22 protein-coding genes are annotated in these 21,860 nt (G+C 68.3%); 14 read left to right on the top strand and 8 right to left on the bottom strand.

The window, feature by feature from the left end; genetic code table 11:
- Nucleotides 1-20: 20 nt before the first annotated feature.
- The 6 genes from QH195_RS02320 to QH195_RS02295 all read left to right on the top strand — a co-directional run bounded on the left by QH195_RS02320 (nucleotide 21) and on the right by QH195_RS02295 (nucleotide 7,909).
- Nucleotides 21-1,622, top strand: a complete 1,602-nt coding sequence (locus QH195_RS02320) for a long-chain-fatty-acid--CoA ligase (protein WP_280434155.1) — start codon at nucleotides 21-23, stop codon at nucleotides 1,620-1,622.
- A gap of 445 nt (nucleotides 1,623-2,067) precedes the next feature.
- Nucleotides 2,068-2,712 (top strand): ABC transporter permease, encoded by a 645-nt coding sequence (locus QH195_RS02315; RefSeq protein WP_280425347.1) that lies wholly within the window; start codon nucleotides 2,068-2,070, stop codon nucleotides 2,710-2,712.
- A 64-nt stretch (nucleotides 2,713-2,776) separates the two neighbouring features.
- On the top strand, nucleotides 2,777-4,204 hold the full coding sequence (locus QH195_RS02310) for an ABC transporter ATP-binding protein (RefSeq protein WP_280434154.1): 1,428 nt from the start codon (nucleotides 2,777-2,779) through the stop codon (nucleotides 4,202-4,204).
- Entirely contained in the window at nucleotides 4,201-4,938 is a 738-nt protein-coding gene (locus QH195_RS02305) for an ABC transporter permease (RefSeq protein WP_280425345.1), read from the top strand. The genes QH195_RS02310 and QH195_RS02305 overlap by 4 nt, the downstream gene beginning before the upstream one ends.
- Nucleotides 4,935-5,912, top strand: a complete 978-nt coding sequence (locus tag QH195_RS02300; protein ID WP_280434153.1) for a glycine betaine ABC transporter substrate-binding protein — start codon at nucleotides 4,935-4,937, stop codon at nucleotides 5,910-5,912. The genes QH195_RS02305 and QH195_RS02300 overlap by 4 nt, the downstream gene beginning before the upstream one ends.
- 275 nt (nucleotides 5,913-6,187) lie before the next feature.
- Nucleotides 6,188-7,909 carry a DUF3556 domain-containing protein gene (locus QH195_RS02295; protein ID WP_280434176.1) on the top strand — a complete coding sequence of 574 codons (1,722 nt, stop codon included), beginning with the start codon at nucleotides 6,188-6,190 and terminating at the stop codon, nucleotides 7,907-7,909.
- 10 nt (nucleotides 7,910-7,919) lie between these two features.
- On the opposite strand, the gene QH195_RS02290 is transcribed toward QH195_RS02295, so the two are convergent.
- A complete protein-coding gene (locus QH195_RS02290) occupies nucleotides 7,920-9,095 on the bottom strand; it encodes a pyridoxal phosphate-dependent aminotransferase (RefSeq protein WP_280434152.1) in 1,176 nt (391 codons plus the stop codon).
- 153 nt (nucleotides 9,096-9,248) lie between these two features.
- Here QH195_RS02290 and QH195_RS02285 point away from each other — a divergent pair, with 153 nt between their 5' ends.
- Entirely contained in the window at nucleotides 9,249-10,994 is a 1,746-nt protein-coding gene (locus QH195_RS02285) for a penicillin-binding transpeptidase domain-containing protein (protein ID WP_280434151.1), read from the top strand.
- A 42-nt stretch (nucleotides 10,995-11,036) separates the two neighbouring features.
- Here QH195_RS02285 and QH195_RS02280 read toward each other — a convergent pair whose 3' ends face one another.
- Together QH195_RS02280 and QH195_RS02275 are read right to left on the bottom strand one after the other, a co-directional pair.
- Complete coding sequence (locus QH195_RS02280; protein ID WP_432278415.1) at nucleotides 11,037-11,555, bottom strand: CinA family protein; 519 nt, start codon at nucleotides 11,553-11,555, stop codon at nucleotides 11,037-11,039.
- Between the two features lie 193 nt (nucleotides 11,556-11,748).
- Nucleotides 11,749-12,222, bottom strand: coding sequence for an SRPBCC family protein (locus QH195_RS02275; RefSeq protein WP_280434149.1), 474 nt, complete (start codon nucleotides 12,220-12,222; stop codon nucleotides 11,749-11,751).
- Nucleotides 12,223-12,383: 161 nt separating this feature from the next.
- On the opposite strand from QH195_RS02275, the gene QH195_RS02270 reads away from it, so the two are divergent.
- On the top strand, nucleotides 12,384-12,872 hold the full coding sequence (locus tag QH195_RS02270; protein ID WP_280425339.1) for a flavin reductase family protein: 489 nt from the start codon (nucleotides 12,384-12,386) through the stop codon (nucleotides 12,870-12,872).
- Nucleotides 12,873-12,965: 93 nt separating this feature from the next.
- Here the strand turns inward: QH195_RS02270 and QH195_RS02265 are convergent, their stop codons facing one another.
- Nucleotides 12,966-13,292 (bottom strand): cold-shock protein, encoded by a 327-nt coding sequence (locus QH195_RS02265; protein ID WP_280425338.1) that lies wholly within the window; start codon nucleotides 13,290-13,292, stop codon nucleotides 12,966-12,968.
- A 412-nt stretch (nucleotides 13,293-13,704) separates the two neighbouring features.
- Here QH195_RS02265 and QH195_RS02260 point away from each other — a divergent pair, with 412 nt between their 5' ends.
- The 5 genes from QH195_RS02260 to QH195_RS02240 all read left to right on the top strand — a co-directional run bounded on the left by QH195_RS02260 (nucleotide 13,705) and on the right by QH195_RS02240 (nucleotide 17,809).
- Nucleotides 13,705-13,878 (top strand): CsbD family protein, encoded by a 174-nt coding sequence (locus QH195_RS02260; RefSeq protein ID WP_280425336.1) that lies wholly within the window; start codon nucleotides 13,705-13,707, stop codon nucleotides 13,876-13,878.
- Between the two features lie 187 nt (nucleotides 13,879-14,065).
- On the top strand, nucleotides 14,066-15,904 hold the full coding sequence (locus QH195_RS02255) for a hypothetical protein (protein WP_280434175.1): 1,839 nt from the start codon (nucleotides 14,066-14,068) through the stop codon (nucleotides 15,902-15,904).
- Nucleotides 15,901-16,095 (top strand): hypothetical protein, encoded by a 195-nt coding sequence (locus QH195_RS02250; protein ID WP_280434148.1) that lies wholly within the window; start codon nucleotides 15,901-15,903, stop codon nucleotides 16,093-16,095. Before QH195_RS02255 ends, QH195_RS02250 begins: the two co-directional genes overlap by 4 nt.
- Nucleotides 16,095-16,484 (top strand): hypothetical protein, encoded by a 390-nt coding sequence (locus QH195_RS02245; protein WP_280425334.1) that lies wholly within the window; start codon nucleotides 16,095-16,097, stop codon nucleotides 16,482-16,484. Before QH195_RS02250 ends, QH195_RS02245 begins: the two co-directional genes overlap by 1 nt.
- On the top strand, nucleotides 16,481-17,809 hold the full coding sequence (locus QH195_RS02240) for a hypothetical protein (protein WP_280434147.1): 1,329 nt from the start codon (nucleotides 16,481-16,483) through the stop codon (nucleotides 17,807-17,809). Before QH195_RS02245 ends, QH195_RS02240 begins: the two co-directional genes overlap by 4 nt.
- A gap of 51 nt (nucleotides 17,810-17,860) precedes the next feature.
- Here QH195_RS02240 and QH195_RS02235 read toward each other — a convergent pair whose 3' ends face one another.
- The 3 genes from QH195_RS02235 to QH195_RS02225 form a co-directional block, all read right to left on the bottom strand.
- The gene (locus tag QH195_RS02235) at nucleotides 17,861-18,775 is read right to left on the bottom strand and encodes a hypothetical protein (RefSeq protein WP_280434146.1); all 915 of its coding nucleotides are present in this window, start codon (nucleotides 18,773-18,775) and stop codon (nucleotides 17,861-17,863) included.
- 289 nt (nucleotides 18,776-19,064) lie between these two features.
- The gene (lppU, locus tag QH195_RS02230; RefSeq protein WP_280425331.1) at nucleotides 19,065-19,652 is read right to left on the bottom strand and encodes an LppU family putative lipoprotein; all 588 of its coding nucleotides are present in this window, start codon (nucleotides 19,650-19,652) and stop codon (nucleotides 19,065-19,067) included.
- Nucleotides 19,653-19,924: 272 nt separating this feature from the next.
- Nucleotides 19,925-20,077, bottom strand: coding sequence for a hypothetical protein (locus QH195_RS02225; protein WP_280425330.1), 153 nt, complete (start codon nucleotides 20,075-20,077; stop codon nucleotides 19,925-19,927).
- 151 nt (nucleotides 20,078-20,228) lie between these two features.
- Between QH195_RS02225 and QH195_RS02220 the strand changes: the two genes are divergently transcribed.
- Complete coding sequence (locus QH195_RS02220; protein WP_280425329.1) at nucleotides 20,229-21,443, top strand: low temperature requirement protein A; 1,215 nt, start codon at nucleotides 20,229-20,231, stop codon at nucleotides 21,441-21,443.
- A gap of 3 nt (nucleotides 21,444-21,446) precedes the next feature.
- Here the strand turns inward: QH195_RS02220 and QH195_RS02215 are convergent.
- Nucleotides 21,447-21,860 (bottom strand): response regulator transcription factor (locus QH195_RS02215; RefSeq protein WP_280434145.1); only part of this gene is annotated, 414 nt, incomplete at its 5' end.

Genomic DNA, 21,860 nt, shown 5'->3' with positions numbered 1-21,860 from the left:
ACCCGAATCTGGAGTGCAACATGGCCGGTGCTGCGGAAATGATGTCCCGAGGAATGAGCGCAGGCGATCAGCTTGCCCGGCACGCACGGAAGACGCCGGAGACTTCCGCCTTGCGATTCGGCGGAATTTCGCGTAACTACCGTACTTTGGACGAACGGGTTTCCCGGTTGGCGAACGCGTTACGTGAGCGCGGCGTCGGCGCGGGAGATCGTGTGGCTGTGCTGGGCCTGAATTCGATGGAGGTCGTGGAGGCGTTCCTTGCGCCGATGCGGGCCGGTGCGATCTGCGTTCCGATCAACTTCCGGCTGACGGCCGCCGAAATCGCCTATCTGCTGGAGGATTCCGGCGCGGTCGCGGCCGTGGTGGATGCCCGGTTCGCCGGTGTCCTGGCCGATGCGCGGCGAAAGGCGCCCGGTGTGCGGACCTGTCTGGTGATCGACGGGGAATCCGGCGCAGCGGGGGACTGCGGCGACGATTACGAGGCCGCGCTGGCAGCGGCCGATCCGGTGTGCCGGGCCGACCCCGTCGACGAGAATTCGGCGGCGTACATCATGTACACCTCGGGCACCACCGGGCGCCCGAAGGGGGCGGTGCTGACGCATACCAACCTGCTGCTGCACGCCTTCAGTGTCAGTCTGCACCAGGGCACCTCCGGTGATGTCGACCCCGTGGCGCTCAACGGGGCACCGCTGTTCCATATCGCCGGGTTGTCCAGTTATCTGATGTGCCTGCTGCCCGGCGGTACGTTCGTGATCACGGCCTCTGGTGGGTTCGATCCCGCGGCATCGGTGGAACTCCTGGCGCGGGAACGTGTTTCGAGCTGTTTCTTCGTCCCGGCACAGTGGCAGGCGATCTGCGCGCTGCCGGATATCGGGACATACGACCTGTCCGCCCTGCGGCAGATCTCCTGGGGTGCGGCACCCGCCTCGACCACACTGCTGCGCACCATGATCGAGACCTTCCCGCAGGCTTCGGTGTCGACGGCATTCGGCCAGACCGAGTGCAGCCCGGTGACCTGCACCCTGCGCGGTGAAGACGCGATCCGCAAGATCGGCTCGGTCGGCACGCCGATTCTGAATGTCGAGATCCGCATCGTCGACGACGAGATGAACGATGTGCCGGCCGGGGAGGTGGGCGAAATCGTCTACCGGGGGCCCACTGTCATGAAGGAGTACTGGAACAAACCGGAGGAGACGGAACGTGCCTTCGCCGGCGGCTGGTTCCACTCCGGCGATCTGGTGCGCCGGGACGAAGACGGCTATCTGTTCGTCGTCGACCGCAAGAAGGACATGATCATCTCGGGTGGGGAGAACATCTACTGCGCCGAAGTGGAGAACATCCTGGCCGCGCACCCCGGCATCGCCGATGTCGCGGTGATCGGTGTCCCGCATCCCACCTGGGGCGAGGCGCCGCTCGCGGTGATCGTCCCGGCGGATCCCGCGACGCCGCCGACGGCCGAGGGAGTCGAGGCCTTCGCCCGCACCCGGCTGGCCGGATACAAATGTCCCAAGGAAGTCGCGCTGGTCGCCGAGCTACCGCGCAACCCCAGCGGCAAGGTATTGAAAACTGTTCTGCGGGAAACGTATGCCCAGGGTGATTCGACCGGTTCGGCACGAGCATGAATTCGGATGGAACGTGAGCGGTGAAACGATACCGGCGGGACGCGGTTCGGTGCGGCCACCGCATCTCGGTGCCGTAGGTGGTGGCCGCACGGGCGAAAACGGGAGCGCCGCCACCGCCAGGCGAGTGGCGGCGTCCCGGGCGCCATAGGCCACATGGGGTCGGGTGGATTACTCGGGCGAGTGATTCGGAGCGGAGGCGGGGCGCGTCGGCGAGGCCGGACGTGGGTATGAAATCACTGTGATCGCAAACCACCCGGCAGTCCGGACCATCGCCGGAAGGCCGCTGAGCGCTGCATATACGCCTGCGGTCCGGGGTACAGCGCTCGGTCCACCGCGCGGCGTACCCGGTCAGGTGTCCGGGTTTCGGTTAGTGTTGCGACTCGCGCGTCTGTGAGCTCGTGCGGGCCGGTGCCGGACCGGTCCGCCGCCGACGAGGGGAATCCCCGTGAATCTGTGGAGTTACGTCCAGGGGCGAGGCGAGACGCTGGCGTTCCTCACCTACCAGCATGCCTCGCTGGCATTCCAGACGGTACTGGCCGGCAGTATCGTCGCCGTGCTCATCGCGGTGGCGGTGTACCGGACGCCGCTGCTGTCGTCGCTGTCGCTGACCTCGAGCCGGGTCGCGCTGACCATTCCCTCGCTGGCCCTGCTGGCGCTGCTGCTGGTGCCGTTCGGGCTCGGTGTGGTCCCGTCCTTCCTGATGCTGGCGTTCTTCGCGGCCCTGCCGGTGATCGGCAATGCGATCGTCGGTTTGCGTTCGGTACCGGCCTCGGTCGTCGAATCCGCCCGGGGGATCGGCTTTTCCCGATGGCGGATCCTGCTCACTGTCGAACTGCCCATCGCGTGGCCGGTGATCCTCACCGGTATCCGGGTGTCCACGCAGATGATCGTCGGCGTCGCGGCCATCGTCGCCTATGTACTGGGGCCGGGCCTCGGCTCGCTGATCTTCAACGGACTCTCCCGGCTCGGTGGTGCGAACGCGCTGGAAATGGCGTTGACCGGCACGATTCTCATCGTCGCCATCGCGCTGGTTTTCGACGCGCTGCTCGTCGCGCTCGGACGTTTCACCATCGCAAAGGGATTGTCATGATGCACTACCTCCGCCAACGCTCCGGCCTCCGCGGCCCGCACGACCCCGCTTCGAAGGAGGCACCGTGACAGAGGCAGTAACCGGCCGGACCGCGCCGGCGACCCCGGACCGGGCGGTGACCGGAGCATCGATCACCCTGGATTCGGTCGTCAAGCGCTACAAGGGCCAGGAAACTCCCGCGGTGGCCCGCCTGGACCTCGAGATCGCCGCCGGCGAGATCGTCGCGTTCGTCGGGCCCTCGGGCTGCGGTAAGACCACCACACTGAAGATGATCAACCGGTTGATCGAACCGACCGAGGGACGCATCCTCATCGGTGACCGCGATGTGACCCGGGAGGACCCGGACAAACTGCGGCAGTCCATCGGCTATGTCATCCAGTCCGGCGGGCTCTTCCCGCACTGGACGGTCGCCAAGAACATCGGCGCGATTCCTCGGGTACTGGGCTGGGACAAGAAACGGATCGCCGAACGCACCGAATACCTGCTCGACCTGGTCGGACTAGACCCGGCGGAATTCGCCGGCCGCCTGCCGAAGGATATGTCCGGCGGACAGCAGCAGCGCGTCGGTGTGGCGCGCGCATTGGCGGCCGATCCGCCGGTGCTGCTGATGGACGAACCGTTCGGCGCGGTCGACCCGATCACCCGGGCCCGCCTGCAGGACAGTCTGCTGGCCATCCAGCAGGAACTCGGGAAAACCATCGTGGTCGTCACCCACGATTTCGAGGAGGCCACCAAACTCGGCGACCGGGTGCTCATCCTGTCCGAGGGCGGTCATATCGAGCAGTACGCGACTCCGGAGGAAATCCTCACCGACCCCGCGACCCCGTTCGTGGAGGAATTCGTCGGCTCCGGCGCGAAACTCGCGTACCTCACCGTATCCCGGGTGCGCGATGTCGAGATCCACGACGTGATCACCGCTCGCATCGGGGAGCCCGCGCCCGCCGTGATCGAGCGCGCGAAAGCCGCCGGGCACACCTGGGTCGTGGTGGTCGACAGTGCCGGCCGGCCGCGGTCCTGGCCGACACTCACGGAGATGGCGACCAAACCCGAGGTCTCCGATTTCCTGGACCGGCGCCTGCCGGTGGTAGCCCGGTCCTCGACCCTCAACGACGCACTGGACGCCATGCTCGCGACCAGTCAGGGGGCCGCACTGGTCACCGACGGCCGCGGCGCGGTGGTCGGATCGCTGAGCATCGGGTCGGTGACCGATTTGATCCGGGACAAACTGGCCGAAGTGCGTGAGGAGGAAACCGAGGTTTCCTACACCACCTACGTGGACGGAACGGATCCGGCGCCGACACCCGTGATCGCGGCCGACGACGAAACCCCCGCCGCGGCCGGTGGCGAACACTCCGCCACCGGAACCGGCCCTCAGTCTCCGGCGCCCGGCACCGCGTCCGAGACGACCGGCTCCGCGCGCCCCGCGGCCACCGACCGCGGGGCCACCGCGGAATCCGGTCGCGACGACAGTGATTCGGCCGGCCCGTCATGAACCGCCTGCGCCGGCTACCGCTCGATGTCTGGTTCGAGCCGCTCATCATCGTGGTCATCGGAATCGGCTACCTCCTGTGGTATCGGTCGACGACCTTCACCCCGACCGAGCAGGCGTCGCTGAGCTGGGCGAATCTGCAGACCACCATTCTCGAGCACATCAAACTGACCGTGGTGGCGACGGTGATCGTGGTCGTCGTCGCGATTCCGCTGGGTATCGCGCTCACCCGGCCCGCGCTGAAACGATTCGAGCCCCTCGCCGTCAACATCGCCAATATCGGCCAGGCCGCGCCCGCGGTCGGCCTGCTGGTGCTGTTCACCTTCTGGCTGGGCACCGGATTCCGGACAGCGATCGTGGGCCTGGTCGTGTACGCGGTGCTGCCGATTCTGCAGAACACGATCGTGGGCCTGCGGCAGGTGGATCAGCGCACGATCGAGGCATCACGCGGGATCGGCTTCTCGGGCGCCCGCACACTGCTCCAGGTGGAGCTACCGCTGGCGGTACCGGTGATCCTCAACGGTGTGCGCACCGCGCTGGTGATCCTGGTCGGCACCGCGACGCTGAGCACCTTCATCGGCGCCACCAGCCTCGGCACGCTGATCACCACCGGCGTCACCCTGTTCCTGCCGAAACTGCTCGTCTCCGGCGCGATCCTGGTCGCGCTGCTGGCATTGATCATCGACTGGCTGGGCCGGCTCGTCGAACTGGCCGCGACACCGCGAGGGATCTCATGACGGCGCCACGTACCCGGCTGGTCACCGTGATCGCCACGCTGGCGCTGGTGCTCACCGGCTGCGGGCTGGTGAGCTCGTCGGGAACCTTCCACGACGCGACCCTGCCCGGCGGCGCCCGACCGCTGGACGGTGCGCGGCTCACCGTCACCTCCAAGAGCTTCACCGAAGGTGTGCTGCTGGGCAAGATCACCGCCACCTATCTGGCCGCCGCCGGCGCCGAGGTCACGGATCTCACGGGTGCGCCGGGCTCGGCCTCGTCGCGGCAGGCCCAGCTCAACGGCGACGCCGATGTGCTCTGGGAGTACACCGGCACCGGTTGGGTGAACTACCACAACCAGACCGAGTCCATCGCCGACCCGCAGGAACTGTGGCAGCGCGTCCACGATATCGAGAAAAGCGAATACGACCTGGAGTGGTTGCCACCGGCAAACTTCAACAACACCTACGCCTTCGGGGCCTCGACTCCGGCCGCCGAACGGCTGGGAGTGCGCTCGTTGTCCGATGTGGCCGCCCTCCCGGTCGCCGACCGCACCTTCTGCGTCGACGACGAATTCTTCAGCCGGTCCGACGGTTTCCTGCCGATGCTGGAGAAATACGGGATCCCCTACGGTGAACCGAACGGTGTGCCGGCCGCCAACGTCACCCGGATGGACGCCGGCGTGGTCTACACCGCGACGGCCCAGAGCGCTCCGTGCAATTTCGGCATGATCTACACGACCGACGGCCGGGTGAAGAATCTGAACCTGGTGATCCTCGACGACGACCGGAAGTTCTTCCTGCCCTACAGCGGCACCGCGGTGGTGCGCGGCGAGATCGTCGAACGGTATCCACCGGTGCGCGAACTGCTGGGCACGATCTCCGAACGCCTCACCGACAACCTGATGCAGGACCTCAACGCCCGCGTCGATATCGACGGTGAGGACCCCGCCGATGTCGCCTACGACTGGCTGAAGAGCGAGGGCCTGGTCGAATAGTCCGGCCGGTGACCGGGTTCCCTGCGCCCGGCCCCGCGGCGGCTTTCGGGTCGTGGACCGGCCCCCGATCGCGATATCGCGCATCCGGCACCGGAAGCTGGAACCGGTGTCGTCGCTCGGGTACTGGACGGTGAGCAGTCGGCGCCCTCTTCCGGGCGGTGTCGTATTCGGCCGAAATCGCACCACGGCGTGCGCCGGGCGTAGTAACTTTTCAATCAAGTGATTGAACGAAGAGGGATCGGGCGCCAGTGGGTACAACGGATCGGTTGTTCGGCATGCTCCGGCCGGAGTTGCCGGTGGTGGATTTGGACGAATGGAGCCGTGGCACCCGGTCGGAGAAGATCCGGCCGATGGCCCGGCACTGGGCCGAGGTCGGCTTCGGCACCCCGCCGCCACTGCACCTGTTCTACGTGGTCAAGATCGCCCTCTACATCCTCGGCGGAATGCTGTTCGCGCTGACCACCACCGGAATCGACGGGTTCACCGCGGCCGGGTCGTGGTGGTCCGAGCCGATCGTCTTCCAGAAGGTCGTGCTGTTCACGATGCTGTTCGAAGTCGTCGGTCTGGGCTGCGGTTTCGGCCCGTTGAACAACCGCTTCTTTCCGCCGATGGGGTCGATCCTGTATTGGTTGCGTCCCGGCACGATCCGGCTGCCACCGTGGCCGGGCCGGGTGCCGCTGACCCGGGGCACCACCCGCACCCCGTTCGATGCGGTGCTGTACGCGGCGTTGCTGATCATGCTGGTGGTCGGGCTGCTCTCCGACGGTACCGGGCCGGTACCCGAGATCGGCTCGTCGGTGGGTCTGCTGCCGGTGTGGGAGATCGCGGCGGTCCTGGCGCTGCTGGCGGTGCTCGGCCTGCGGGACAAGGTCATCTTCCTGGCCGCGCGGGGGGAGGTGTACGGGGCGCTCGCGGTCACGTTCTTGTTCGGCGGCGCGGATACGATCGTCGCCGCCAAGGTGGTGTTCGTCGTCATCTGGGTCGGCGCCGCGGTGTCGAAGCTGAACAAGCACTTCCCATTCGTGGTGTCGACGATGATGTCGAACAGTCCGGTGGTCCGGCCGCGGGCGCTCAAACGTCTGTTCTTCGAGCGGTTCCCGGACGATCTGCGGCCCGGGCGGCTGTCGCGGCTGTTCGCCCACGGCGGTACGGCCGTCGAGATGCTGGCCCCGCTGGTGTTGTTCTTCAGCGACGGTGGGCTCCCGACCACGCTGGCCGCGATCGCGCTCATCTGCTTCCATCTGGTGATCCTCACCGCGATCCCGATGGGGGTGCCGCTCGAATGGAACGTCTTCATGATCTTCGGCGCGCTGACGCTGTTCGTCGCGCACGCGGACGTCGGCCTCGCCGACCTCGGCAATCCGGTGCCGGTGGTGATCCTGTTCGTGCTTCTCGCGGGGACGGTCGCGATCGGGAACATGTTCCCGCGCAAGGTCTCCTTTTTGCCCGGGATGCGGTACTACGCCGGTAACTGGGATACGACCCTGTGGTGCATCAAACCGTCGGCCGATGCCAAGATCCGCGCCGGGATCACCGCCGTCGCCGCCATGCCGGCCGCGCAGCTCGAGCGGTACTACGGCAGCCGGGAGGCGGCCCAGATCCCGCTGTACCTGGGCTACGCCTTCCGGGCGTTCAACACCCACGGCAAAGCGCTGTTCACCCTCGCGCATCGGGCGATGGCCGGGCACGACGAAAGCGACTACGTCCTCACCGACGGGGAGCGGATCTGTTCCACCGCCCTGGGCTGGAACTTCGGCGACGGCCACCTGCACAACGAACAACTGATCGCCGCCCTGCAGCAGCGCTGCGGTTTCGAACCCGGTGAGGTGCGGGTGGTGCTGCTGGATGCCCAGCCGATCCAGCACCAGCGGCAGAACTATCGCCTGGTGGACGCCGCCACCGGTGAATTCGAACGCGGGTACGTGCGGGTCGCCGATATGGTGGTCCGTCAGCCGTGGGACGACGATGTGCCGGTGCATCCCGAGAACGGGAGCTGACGAACCGCGCTCAGCGGGCGGGTGCGAGCCGGAGCCGGCGCACCGCCTCGTCGAGTGTTTCGGGCCGCTTGCAGAAGGTGAACCGCACGAGGTGACGCCACGACCCGGGATCATCGGTGAAAACGCTGACCGGCACCGCGGCCACACCCAGCCGCTCGGGTAGTTCGCGGCAGAACCGGATATCGTCGTCCGCGCCGAGCGGGCGGATATCGGCGCAGACGAAATAACTTCCGGCACTCGGATGTACCCGGAAGCCGGTTTCGGTCAGCGCCGCGGACAACCGCATCCGTCGCTCGGCCAGCGAATCCCGCAGCCCGGCCACCCACTCGAGTTCGTGGGTGAGGGCATGGGCGACAGCGGGCTGGAACGGGCCACCGCCGACGAAGGTGAGAAACTGCTTGGCCGCCAGTACGCCGTCGATCAACGCGGCCGGTCCGCATATCCAGCCGATCTTCCAGCCGGTGACGCTGAACGTTTTCGCGGCACTGGAGACGACCAGTGTCCGCTCGGCCATCCCCGGGAGGGTGGCGATACCGATGTGCTCGGCGCCGTCGTAGACGAGATGCTCGTACACCTCGTCGGTCAGCACCAGCAGATCGTGTTCGCAGGCGAGCTCGGCGATCGCGGTCAGGTCCGCGCGATCCAGGACGGTGCCGGTGGGATTGTGCGGTGAGTTCAGGATCAGCATCCGGGTGGCCGGGGCGATCGCGGCCCGCAGACTGTCGTGGTCGAGGACGAACCGGTCGCCGTCGGCAGTGAGCCGGGCGGTGCGCCGCCGGGCCCCGGCCAGCGCGACCGCCGCGGGATAGGAGTCGTAGTAGGGCTCGATCAGCACCACTTCGGCACCCGGTTCGACCAGCCCGAGCACCGCCGCCGTCACTGCTTCGGTCGCTCCGACGGTCACCAGCACTTCGGTATCGGGGTTGTACCGGGTGCCGTAGCGGCGGGCCCGGTCCGCGGCGATCGCGCGGCGCAGCACCGGCATACCGCGGCCCGGCGGGTACTGATTACCGCCGCCCGCGATGGCCTCGCGGGCGACCTCGAGCATGGCCGCGGGACCGTCGCTGTCGGGGAACCCCTGCCCGAGGTTGACTGCCTCGTGCCGGACGGCGAGTTCGGTCATCTCGGCGAAGATCGTGGCCGCGAACGGCCGCAACCTGGTGACGGTGGGGGGCAGGGCAGGCATGAGACGAGGGTAGACGGCGGTACGGGTGTCGCGGCCGGTTCGGTGCCGGGGGAGTGCTGCGCGGCCCGGAAACACGGGGCCGGCACGACAGATACGCGCCGTTCGGCAGGGATGCGGCGTACTGCCGCGCAGCGGTCGATACAGTCGCAGGTGATGCGCATCGATCGGAAAGTCCTCGTACTGCTGACGATCCTCGGTCTCGCCCTGGCCGGTTGCTCGTCCGGGCCGCCCGAGCCCGAAACCACGGCAGGCCGTTTCGCCGACGCACTCAACCACGACGACGTCGGCGCGGCGGCGCAGCTCACCGACGACCCGGCCCGCGCGGAGCAGACCCTCGGCGCACTGTACGACGGGCTGGGCAAAGAGGTGACATACACGGTCGCCGGGGTCGAAGACGATACGTTCACCCTCGAGACGACCTGGAAGCTGGGCAAGCAACCGGCCGAGTGGAAGTACACGACCACCGGCACCACCGTGGAGACCGACGCAGGCCACCGCATCCGCTGGAACCCGGCTGTTCTCGCGCCCGGCCTGGACAAGGGGGAACTGACCTACGCGCCGGTGTATCCCGAACCGGCGCGTGTGCTCGACGCGGCGGGTGGGGAACTGCTCACCGAACAGGTGGTGACGCTCGTCCAGCTCGCGCCCGGCGCCGATACCGCGGCCGTGGCGAATCTGGTGTCCCCGATCGCGCCGGGGATCACCGCGGCCGCACTGGACGCCGATCTGACCGCGGCCCAGGGTGCTTCGGTGACGGCGATCAGCCTGCGCGAATCCGATATCGCGCCCATCCGCGCGGCGCTCACTGCCACGCCGGGGGTCACCCTGGTTCCGCAGACGCGGCTACTGACCACCGACCGGGCGATATCGGCGCAGACGCTGTCCGGCCCGGCCGCACTGTGGCAGGAGCAGGCCGACGCGGCGGCCGGCTGGGTGGTACAGGCCGAGACGCCCGAGGGCGCCACTCGGATCGCCGGCCGGGATCCCGGGCAGACCGCCGATCTCCAGGCCACCATCGACACGGGTTTGCAGCGCGCCGCGGAAACCGCTCTCGACCCGATCGAGCAGGCGGCCGCCATCGTGGCGATCCGGCCCTCCACCGGCGAGATCGTGGCCGCCGGCCAGAACGCCGCCGCCGACGCCGAAGGTCCCATCGCGTTCACCGGTCTGTACCCGCCGGGTTCGACCTTCAAGACGGTGACCACCGCCGCGGTGCTGGATGCCGGTACCGCGACCCCCGATACCGTGCTGCCGTGCCCCGGCGTCGCCGATATCGAGGGCCGCCGGATCCCGAACGACGACAGTTTCGATCTGGGCGAGGTACCACTGCACACCGCGTTCGCACGTTCGTGCAATACGACCATGGCCGGGCTGGCGGTCCAGCTGCCGCCGGAGGCGCTCACCACCACCGCCGAGCGTCTCGGCCTCGGCGTCGACTATGTGACTCCCGGATTGACCACGGTGACCGGCAGTGTGCCGGTCCCGGCGAATTCGGCGGAACGGGTGGAGGCCAGTATCGGCCAGGGTGCGGTGACGGCGACGCCGTTCGGGATGGCGCTGGTCGCCGCCTCGATCGCCGACGGCGCGACCCCGGCACCGGTGATGCTGGCCGGACAGCCCGGAAAACCGGACCGTACTCCGCCGCCGCTGCCCACCGCTGTGACCGACCAGCTGAAAACCATGATGCGCGAGACCGTGACCGCCGGTACCGCCACCCAGCTGGCCGATATCCCCGGCCTGCTCGGCAAAACCGGGACCGCCGAATACGGTGACAACACGAATGCGCACGGTTGGTTCGTGGGTATCCGCGGCGATCTCGCCTTCGCGGTCTTCGTCGCCGACGCCGGCAGTTCCGGCCCGGCCGTCGAGGCCGCGGGCCGGATGCTGCGGAGTTCGTGAGGTCGCGACCGCACGAATGCGCGGTGTGCCGGAGGTCCGGGCTCAGGCCGCCTTTTCCCGCGCGGCGTCGAGCAGCAGCTGCACCGCGTGAGCAACGACCTGATCGAGGATTTCGGCAGGCTCGCCGGGAAAATTCCGATGGTGGGTCCGCACCGAGCCGTCCACGGATACGCCGAACCACACCGACCCCGGCTCGTGCCCGTCCTGCGGATCGGGGCCTCCGGCGCCCGTTACACCCACGGCAAGGGACGCTTCGAACAGTGTCCGCACGCCCTCGGCCATCGCGGCGGCGGCCGGCGCGCACACCACCGGCCCGTCCGGCACACCCAGCACATGATGTTTGACGGCTCTGCTGTAGGCGACGACGGCCCCGCGGAACCATTCACCGGAGTTGCCGGCCGCGCCCAGCGCCGCCGCGATCTGGCCGGAGGTCAGCGATTCCGCGACCGCCACCTGCAGCCCGGCCCGGCCGGCGATCTCGGCCAGCTCCTCGGCCTGTTCATGTGCTCGCCCCAGCACCGCGGGCACCAGTAGCTCCTCGGAATCAGATTCGGAAGGCACAGACATCCTCCGGACAGGTCCGGCGAACCACCATCACTCCGGTAGCCCGCAGCGTTCGGTCGCAGAACATGGATGCCATCGTATCCCCGCCGCCCTCATGGATCCTCCACGTCGCCACGGCCCATCCGCCTCATGCCGGGAGAACATCACCGGCCACCGACACCGGAAATCCACCGGCGAACGACGTCCGAAGTCACTGGTTGGAAGCCGATCCGCGGTGCCGATCGGCGAGGGCGGCTTCGGCGGCATCCAGGATTGTCTCGAATGCTTTCCCAACCACCGGCCCGAGGAGCCGCATCGCCGCAGCGCGCAGAGCCGGGAAGGGAAGGGGCAGTTCGGAGGTCGTACTCCAGACCACGCGCGTCCCGTCCGGCACTTCGGTGAAGGTCATGCTGCCGCCTTCATGGCGTGCGGGAGGAAAGCTGCGCTCGACGAGGTATTCGAAGCCGTGCGGTGCGTTGTACGCGGTGATGCGTTCGCGGAACCATCCGATCGACCAGAGGTGGACCCGGACCGCACCGCTGCCGTACGGTGCCTCGTCCCCCGACCGGGCCCAGCGATTGCGCAGAACGAACGGTGAACCGGCGTAGTTGCGCGAATCGGCGAACCAGTCGAATACCTCGCCTATGGGTGCCGCGATGACCCGCTCGACTGTGATGGTGTGCATGACATGCCCTCCCACTGTCTACTACGGATGATAGTAGAACTGGTCGGGTCGCACGCGAGAATGGTGAAAGGCGGTGCGCAACCAATTCGGTGTGGGGTCGATGCGTACCCAGCGGCGCGAGCCGGGCGCTTCGAACCCCGGCGACCTGCTATACACGGCAGATGCCGGAGAATTCCTTCGACGCTCTGGTCGCCGCGGCCGACCCGCCGGTGTTCGTGGTGACCCTCACCGCCGACGGGCAGCGGGCCGGATGCCTGGTGGGTTTCGCCACCCAGGTGGCCATCGAACCGCGGCGGTTCCTGGTGTGCCTGTCCAAGGCGAACCACACCTACCGGCTGGCGCAGGACACCGATTTCGTGGCCGTGCACCTCATCGGCACCGGCCACGCCTCCCTCGCGATGCTGTTCGGTGGCGAGACCGGCGACGAGATCGACAAGTTCGCGCACTGCTCGTGGCGGGCCGGGCCGCATGATGTGCCGGTGCTGGACGACGCCGCGGCCTGGTTCTGCGGCCGGGTTCTCGCCCGCCATGATTTCGGCGATCACGTCGGGCTGGTCCTGGCGCCCGAGGGCGGGGAGTTCCTGGCGCCGGAACCCGGGACGCTGCACTATCAGGGCGTGGCGGATCTGGAACCGGGCCATCCTGCCTGATGTCGGGCCGGCGGAACAATCGCGGGCCGGACGCTTCCAGGGTCTCGCGGGCGGCGCGGTGCGGATCGGCCGCGGCAGGAGCCGGGCGTGTTCTCACGCCGACCGTGGAAGGTCGGTCACCGGTTCCGCGGCTCGGTCTCCGGGGCGGTCGCAGGTGCGGACGGTGACGGCCTCCGCGCCTCCCGCTCGCTGAGCACTGGTGAACATCACACCTTGGCCGGGAAAAAGCGTCCGGTATCCGGAGGCGTCGATACTGCGGTATTCCACGAACACCGGCGCGATGTCGTCGTCGGGTTGCAGATATCCGAAACCCTTGCGGGCGTCGAACCAGATCACCCGGCCGTGCCGCCACGGGGACGTGTCGTCCACCGAGTGCGGTCCGGATTCGGTATGCGAGCACGGGGACGCGGGTGCGCTCATCGCCGACCGCCCTTCGGCGCGGTCCCGTGCATGATCTGCTGCCACCACTCGTCGAGGGGGCTCGGCTCCGGCCACACCACTGGATTCATTTCCGAAAAGGCGTCGCCACGCTCACGGGCGGGCGCTGTCTGTAGTTCCGAAACGGTCATGACCAAGTACTTCTCCAAGAGATAACCTATGCCAGATGACGCAGATTTCTTATAGCATCAGTTGATATGAAAGCGCAAGCTTGCCTGAATGCATGCCGTGGGGCTGCCGCTCGGGCCGCAGGCGTGGGCCGGTCGTGTTGTGGTGCGGAGTCCGGGTGATCGGTTTCCGTGTCCTGCCTGTTTACGCGGCCGGTCGATGGTTACCCGCGCCGCAGGCCGGCCGGATAGGGCAGGCCGGTCGCCGATACGAGAGGAGTCCGGCTGTGAGCGGAACAGACAAGATCAGCAACAAGGCCGAAGAACTCGCCGGTCAGGCCAAGGAGAAATACGGCGAGGCCGCCGGAGACGAGGACAAGAAGAACGAAGGCAAGGCCGATCAGGTCAAATCGAATCTGAAGGATGCCGGCGAGAAGGTGAAGGACGCTTTCCGCGACTGAGCGGTTGCCTGCGGTGAGCCGGGGTCGGCGGGCACTGCCGATCCCGGCACCGTCCGACGAATAGTATTGCGGCCGAACGCTTCGCCGATGTCAGGCGAACACTGCGCCCCCGGTCATTTTTCATGCTACTTTTCGTCACATACATTCCGGCTGGTGTGGAGGTCCAGTGCCGTACGGCGTGCACGAAATGATCGGGCGGTCGCTTGCCCAGGGGAACGAAGGCGGGGGCGCCGCCCTGGACCAGGTCGCGATCATGACCGGGGCCGCGGGGGTGATCGCCCTCGGACTGATGTGGGTGGGTTACCTGCACCGCACCCGCCGCATCACCTGGTTACAGCGGATCGCGGACCGGCTCGGCCGCATATTCGATCAGCCCGGCTGGGTCGCGCTGCCACTGGCCATGTTCCTGGCCACCATTCTCACCGCGTTGCTCGGCTTCATCTGGGATGTGAGTCTGCACATCGGTAACGGCCGCGACGAGGGCCCGCTGGCGAATCCGGCGCACTACTTCATCCTCGCGGGCCTGTTCTTCCTGTTCACCGCCGGTATGGCGGCGATCGTGCTGCCACTCGACGAGAAACCCGGCCCGGCGGCGGTGCGGATCACCCGCACCTGGTACGCGCCCGTCGGCGGGATCCTGCTGGCCGGCGCCGGCCTGTATGCCCTGATCGGATTTCCGCTCGACGATCTGTGGCATCGGATATTCGGGCAGGACGTCACGTTGTGGGGTCCGACGCATCTGATGCTCATCGGCGGTGCGGGGCTGTCGCTGGTGGGTGTGCTGCTGCTCGAATTCGAGGGTCGGCGCAGCCGTCCGAGCCCGGACGAGCCACGCCCGCGCCGGATGTGGTGGATGCGGGCCTTCGCATTCGGTGGGCTGCTCATCGGGCTTTCGGTATTCCAGGTGGAGTACGACTTCGGTGTCGAGCAGTTCCGGCTGGTACTGCAGCCCATGCTGATCGTGGCGGCGGCGACCGTGGCACTGATCGCCGCCCGGCTGACCCTCGGAACGGGCGCCGCCCTGGTGGTGGCCTGTTTCGCCGCCGTGGTACGTCTCGTGGTGGCCTGGCTGGTCGGCGGGCCGATCATCGACGCGCCGCGCAATGTCTTCCCGCTCTATCTGGGGATCGCCGTGGTGGTGGAGGTCCTCGCACTACTACCCGCGGCCCGGCGCCGGATCCTGTGGGGCGCGCTGACGGGTCTGGTGGCCGCGACGATCGGGATCTGGCTGGAATCCCTATGGGTCGCGGCGATGTTCGTCGACCCGTGGCCCGCCGCGATGTGGCCGGAACTGTTGCTGATGACGATCCCGACCGGGATCGCGGGCGGTGTGATCGGCGCGCTGCTCGCCACCGTGCTGCTGGGGGAACCGTTACCGCGCCCCGCGGTTCGGCGCACACTCGTGACCGCCGCCGTGGTCGTGGTGGCCGCAGCCACCGCCAACGGTCTGGTGATCGACGTTCCGCAGGACGCCGGCGCGGCAGTGCAGCTGCGAGAAGCCCCGGCGGACGGCGGCCGCATGGTGCACGCCGATATCCGGATCACGCCCGCCGACCTGGTCGGCGCCGACCCGGAGTGGGTCCAGATCCTGGCCTGGCAGGGCGGTGTGGGCAGTGACAGCCCCGGGCGCGGGCTGGTGGTGGACCAGCTGAGCCGGGTGGGCGAGGGACATTATGTGACCACGAAACCTGTTCCGGCCCACGGCACCTGGAAGACGATCCTGCGCCTCCAGGACGGGCGCACGCAGACCGCGCTGCCGATCTTCATGGCCGCCGACCCCGGTATCGGTGCCGAGGAGGTCCCGGCGCTGGACGAATTCACCCGCCCGTTCGTCGCGGAGATCACGGTATTGCAGCGGGAACGATCATTCGATCACCCCGCCTGGCTCTTCACGGCCGCCTCGCTGCTGGTCCTGCTGTGCAGCCTGGTGCTGATCGCCGCGCTGTGCTGGGGCGCGGCCCGGATCAACGACCGCTACCCCCGCCGATCCGGGGTTCACGCGCCGGAGCAGGCACCGGTTTCGTGAACGACCGGTACGACGGTGTGGTGGTCCTGGCGGATCACTCGGTCCTGTTGGCGATCCCCGCCTTCCTCCCGGCCTTTCTCATCGCCGGTGTCGTCCTCGTCATCGCGGTGCGCGACCGCAGGAGCGGCGAGGACGAACCGGCTCCGCCGCGCAAGGCGGATACCGCGTCCGATATCGACGAGGAGAACTGATGTCCCTATCGCGGTTGTGCGCGCCGCTGCTCGTGGCGGGCCTGCTCACGGCCGGCTGCGCGGCCTCCGAACCGCAGGGCCCCGGCGCGGAGACGACGCCGGGCGCACCGGAGTCGGTCGCGAGCGTGCGGCTACCCGTGCGGATCGCAAACGGCGTGGTGACGCCGGTGGACAGCAGGCTCGACGCGCGGGTCGGTCAGCCGGTCGAGGTGATCGTGGACAGTGACGTCTCCGACGAACTGCATGTGCACGCGAATCCGGACCATACGTTCGGCGTCGTCCCGGGGACGGGACAGCGTTTCCGGTTCGCCGTCGAGGTCCCGGGCCGGGTGGAGATCGAACTGCACCATGCCGGGGTCACGGTGGCGACCCTGCTCGTCCGGCCGTGACAACGCTGGCCCACGGGATCGGCGGAGCCGCCGATCTGCCGATCCCGCTGACCTACGCGTTGCTCGGTGCGGCCTGGGCCCTGGCCTTCTCGTTCGCGGTGATCGCGTTCGCCTGGCGGGAACCCCGCCTGGACCCGGCCGCACGCGGAAAACCGGTACCGGCGACGGTGCGTGCTGTGGTGGATTCCCCGGTTCTGCGTGCGGTCGTCGCCGTGGTGAGTGTCGCCGCGACCGCGCTGCTCCTGGCGGTCGGAGTCTTCGGTCCCGCCGATCCTGCCGCGAACCCGGTACCCGGTGTCGTCTATGTCCTCATGTGGGTCGGGGTGATGGTCGCCTCGCTGGTCGCCGGGCCGGTGTGGAAGCTGTTGTCGCCGGCGCGGGCCCTGCACCGCGCGCTGTGCGCGGCCACCGGTCGCGCACCCGAGGACGGATGGCTGCGGTATCCGCGGGCGTGGGGCCGGTGGCCGGCGGCGTTCGGGCTGTTCACCTTCGTATGGCTGGAGCTGGCATCTCCCGACCCCGGTTCGGTGGCCGCCGTGACCAGCTGGGTCGCCGGGTACCTGATCGTCACAGTCCTCGGGTCGGTCGTCTTCGGCGCCGAATGGGCCGAGCACGCCGACCCGCTGGAGGTGTACAGCAGTCTGCTCGGCCGGTTGAGCCCGCTCGGGCGCGATACCGGCGGCGCCCTCGTCCTCCGCTCGCCGCTGGCCAATCTGGCGGGGACGCCGGTGGGGCCGGGTTCCGTGGCCGTGGCCGCGACCCTGCTGGGTTCCACGGCATTCGACAGCTTCTCGCTGTTCGAATGGTGGCGCGGCCTGCTCGCCGACGCCGGTGGTTCGTTCCCGCGGACCGTGGTGAGTACTGCCGGTCTCCTGGTGTTCATCGCCGTCGTCGGGGTGAGTTTCCGGGTCGCCGCCGCGGCGACCGGTGGTCTCGACCGCACCGAACGCCGCCTGCTCCCGACCCGGCTCGCCTACACCCTGACACCGATCATCGCGGGTTATGTGGTCGCGCACTATCTGAGCTTCCTGGTCGAGAAGGGGCAGGCCACGGTGATCCTGTTCGCGGACCCGTTCGCCGCCGGATGGAACCTGTTCGGCCTCGCCGACCGGGAGGTCGCCTACCTCCTGTCCGCACACCCCGCGATGCTGGGAACCATCAAGGTCGTAGCCGTGGTGACCGGCCATGTGCTCGGCGTCGCCGCCGCCCACGACCGTTGCCTGCGCCTGCTCCCGCCGGCGCATCGGCTCACCGGCCAGCTCGCACTCATGCTGCTGATGGTCGGCTACACCTTCACCGGGCTCTATCTGCTGTTCGACGCCTGAATTCGTGGCGCATCCCGTTCCCGCCCGGAGCGGTACCCGTGGGTCCGCCGGTCAGCCGCCGGTCGCGCATCGGACGGACGGCGCACAGGTCGTCGCGGGCCGCACCCGGGCACTCTCGTGGACCGGACGGATCGCTTCCACGGCATTGACGCACGTCAGATGGTCGGCAGGATGGACGCCCGCCATACATTTGAAGCGGACATTCGCTGTCCCCTCGGTGGTATCGGTGGTCGTGGTGAGCCGGTAGCGCAGCGGCGCCCGGTCCGCGGTGGCCGCCGACCAGATGGAGCGATAGCTCAAGGCCGGGCCGAGATCGCGGTCCACGATCACCTTTTCGACCACGCCCGTGCTGTCGGTGACGACATCCACCGTGCCGGCCGGTATCTCGGTGGCGCCGGTCGTGCTGTCGAAAACCGCCTCGTCCAGAACATGGAGTCCCGCCGTGTAATAGCCGTCCACCAAGGCCGCGGCCCGCGTGGCCACCGCAGGGTCGACAGCGCCGATCCCGACCTCGGCCGGTGCGCCCCACGGGTAGACACCGGTTCCGGTGAAGTCGAGTTCCTCCACGAGTTCCACCCGGCGGATATCGCGGGTGACCTCGGTGATCGATCGGATGAGGCGGGCCGGGACGGTGGTCTGGAACGCGCCGGTCGCATGGAAGGCCGAATTTCCGGTGTGGCAGGCGTCGGCGAGTGCGGATTCGCGGCCGTGCGTGTTCTGCGGCGCCGTGGAGATCACGTCGTACCCGGCGCGTAGCAGGCGCGGCAGTATCGCGGCCGGCGCGTCCGCGGCGATCTCGGCGAAAGACGGTACGTAGACGATACATTCGGTGCCCGCGGGCGGTGCCTGCGCATGCGCGATCCGTGCGGTGAGCTCCAGATCGGCCCGCTCCGCGATCCGGTCCGCGATCGGATCGGCGAGCAGGCCGGCGCCCAGCACCGCGACGGTGAGGGTGGATGAACTCATGCAGGCTCCAGACGGTTGTGCGGACGCAGGTCCGGTGTCAGGGCATCTCGACACCGGTCGGGCCGCCGTCGAGGGTGACCACACGCCCACCGGCGCGACTGCTCCCCGTACAGAGCGTAGGCAACCGGCACCGGGTACGGCATCGAAATCGGCGGGTTGCCCCGAACCGATCGCCTGGCCGGAATCGACTGCGTCCGGCGGTATTCCGCGCGGAGTTCGCACCCCGTGCTGCCGAGAACGCGTATGTGGCCTCGACCGTGGGCCGAGGCCACATATCGCGCTCGGGTCGCTAGACCTCGGCGACGCAGGTGACGAGTTTGCGTTCGTCGTAGGTGTAGTAGCTGGTGGCCTCCGCGGGACAACCGGCCTCATCGGTGGTGCCGGGCAGAATCGCGAGCACCCGGACGGTATCGGGCTTGCCCGCCGTACACGGGCTGTGCGAGGGGCTGTCCATACCGGTAGGAATGGTCATGCACTGGCCGACGACCCAGTCGATATCGAGGCACAGGGCACCCTGTTCCTCGCCGCCGAGGGTGACGTAGTAGGTCTGGTCGACGTCGGCGGCGCAGTCGTCCTGGGTCGGTGCCTTGGCGACGACCTTGTAGTTCGACTTCTCGCTACCGCATTCGGCGTGGTCGATCTCGGCGTCCATCATGGTTCCCGACAGGGTGACACACTGGCCGATCTCGGCGTCGAAGGAGACGTCGCCACCCTCGTCGGTCCCGTTCTGGCCGGGGACGGTGGTCGCGGGGGACGGGCTCGCGGAGCTCGACGAATCCGCGCCGGAGCACCCCGACAGCGCTAGTACGGCGCAACCGGCCACGACGAACCCGGTGAGCAGGTTCCGGACCCGGAATACGGGCGCGCGTCTGGACATGACAATTCCTCCATCGACATCGATCGCATGAGCGGATTGGGGGAGAACTCATGAATCGTTCGACGAGGCACCATGATGTACGCACTACTCGCCGCCCCCGACCCGACCAAGATCATATCCGGTTGCCGCGGAGTGTGGTCGTGGACCGGCAACCCGGAGGTGATCGCCGGGATCGTGCGAGGTCGCGCGCCGTCCGCAAGCGGTGGAACCCACCGAGTGGCCCGCCCGTCCGGACAGGTCACCCGGTCGATCACCGAGGGTCCCCGCGGGGACTATTCGGTATCGGCCGATCCGCTCGGATCCTTCGCTTCCCGCAGGGCGGTTTCCAGTTCGCGCCGCAGCCGGGCCGCCGTGGCCTCGTCACCTGCGTCCTCGGCGGTGGTGATGTCCTGATTCAGCTGGGCGATCGTATCGCGGGTACTCATCGGACCTCCCTTCTCGTCGGGGTGCCGGGCCGTAGGATCCGCTCCGGCATCCTCCGTAGACCGCGTGTCCGATTTCCGGCGCTCGAAACCTGGTCGTGTCGCCGATCCGGCTGAGCTGCGACGAGCGCCGCCGGGTGCGAGTATTTGCCGTATGAGTGGATCCAAGCGCATGCGGTTGCAGCCGGTCGCCCAGGGAGCCGCGGTCACCCAGCTCGAACTGTTCTTCGATCTGGTGGTGGTCTTCGCCCTCACCAAGGTCACCGATCTGGCCGCCGAGGACACCTCGGCCGTGAACATGCTGCGGGCGCTGCTGGTCCTGGCCGTGATGTGGTGGGTGTGGATCGCCTTCAGCTGGCTGGGCAATGTGGTGCGCGCCGACGAAGGCCTGGCGCGGGTGGCCATGTTCGCGGCCATGGGCGCCGGGTTCATCGCCGCGCTGACCATTCCGGAGGCCTTCCACGACCTGCCCGGCGGCTGGTCGGGCCCGCTGGTCTTCGCACTGGCCTATCTCGCGGCCCGGCTCGTCCATCTGGGCATGTTCTGGCTGGCCAGCGCACAGGATCCGCAACTGCGCGCGCAGGTGATCCGCTGGGGGCTGGGGTCGATCACCATCGGGACCGTGCTGCTGGTGATCGCGGCGACCACCTCGGGCGCCGTGCAGATCGGGTTGTGGATCGCGGCGGTGGCCGGCGATATGGCCTGGACCCTGCTCGCCGGTAACGGCTGGCGGGTGAACTCGGCCAAGCATTTCTCCGAACGCTACGGTCTGATCATCATCGTGGCGCTCGGCGAATCCATCGTCTCGATCGGGATCGGGGTGGCCGCGCTGCCCATCTCCTGGCCCATCACCGTGGGCTCGCTGCTGGGCCTGGCGGTCTCCGGACTGCTGTGGTGGGCGTACTTCGATGTCGCCGCGCTGTCGGTCGAGCACGCACTGGCCGCGGCCGACGGGGAACGGCAGATCAAGATTGCTCGCAACTGCTACACCTACTGGCATTTCCCGATGATCGTCGGGGTCATCGCGCTGTCCCTGGGCCTGAAGAAGGTGCTCTATTACGTCGGAGACAGTTCGCACCACCGGCTCACCGACGCGTTGTACGGAATCCCGCTGTTCGCGCTGTACGGCGGTGTCGCGCTCTTCCTGATCGGGCTCGTCGGCGGCAAGGCCTATGCCACCGGGCAGGTGACGGTATCCCGCGTCGTCGCGATCGTGGTGTTGCTCGCCCTCATCCCGTTGGCGGCGGCGCTGCCCGCACTCGCCGCCCTGGCGATGCTGTGCGCGGTCCTGGTGCTGCTGATCGTCTGGGAGACCGTCCGTTTCGCCGCACCGCGTGACCGGATCAGGCACGGCGAGCAGCATTCGTAGCGGTTACGGCACCAGTCCGTGGCGGAGGGCGTAGACGGCGAGCTGAACCCGGTTCCTGGCCGCAGTCTTGTCCATGGCCGTGGTCAGGTACGACTTGACCGTGGTGATCCCGAGATGCAGAGCCGAGGCGATCTCCTGGTTGGTGTACCCGGCGCCGACCAGTCCGGCCACCTCGCGTTCGCGCGGGGTGAGCGGAGTATGCGCCGGGGCGGCACTGTGGGCGACGGCCCGGCCGACGAGACGGGCGAGGACTTCGGGGCTGAACGGGCGTTCGTCGTTTGCGGCCGCGCGGATCGCGGCGAGGATCCGGTCGGGGCCGGCGTTCTTGGCCAGGAATCCGCAGGCGCCCGCCTGCAGCGCCGGATAGAGGTGATCGTCGTCGTCGAAGGTCGTGAGGACGACCACCCGCGCCGCCGG

Origin of the sequence: Nocardia carnea, assembly GCF_029868855.1 — a bacterium.
Classification (GTDB): domain Bacteria; phylum Actinomycetota; class Actinomycetes; order Mycobacteriales; family Mycobacteriaceae; genus Nocardia; species Nocardia carnea_A.
This window is presented reverse-complemented; position numbering and strand designations above follow the sequence as displayed.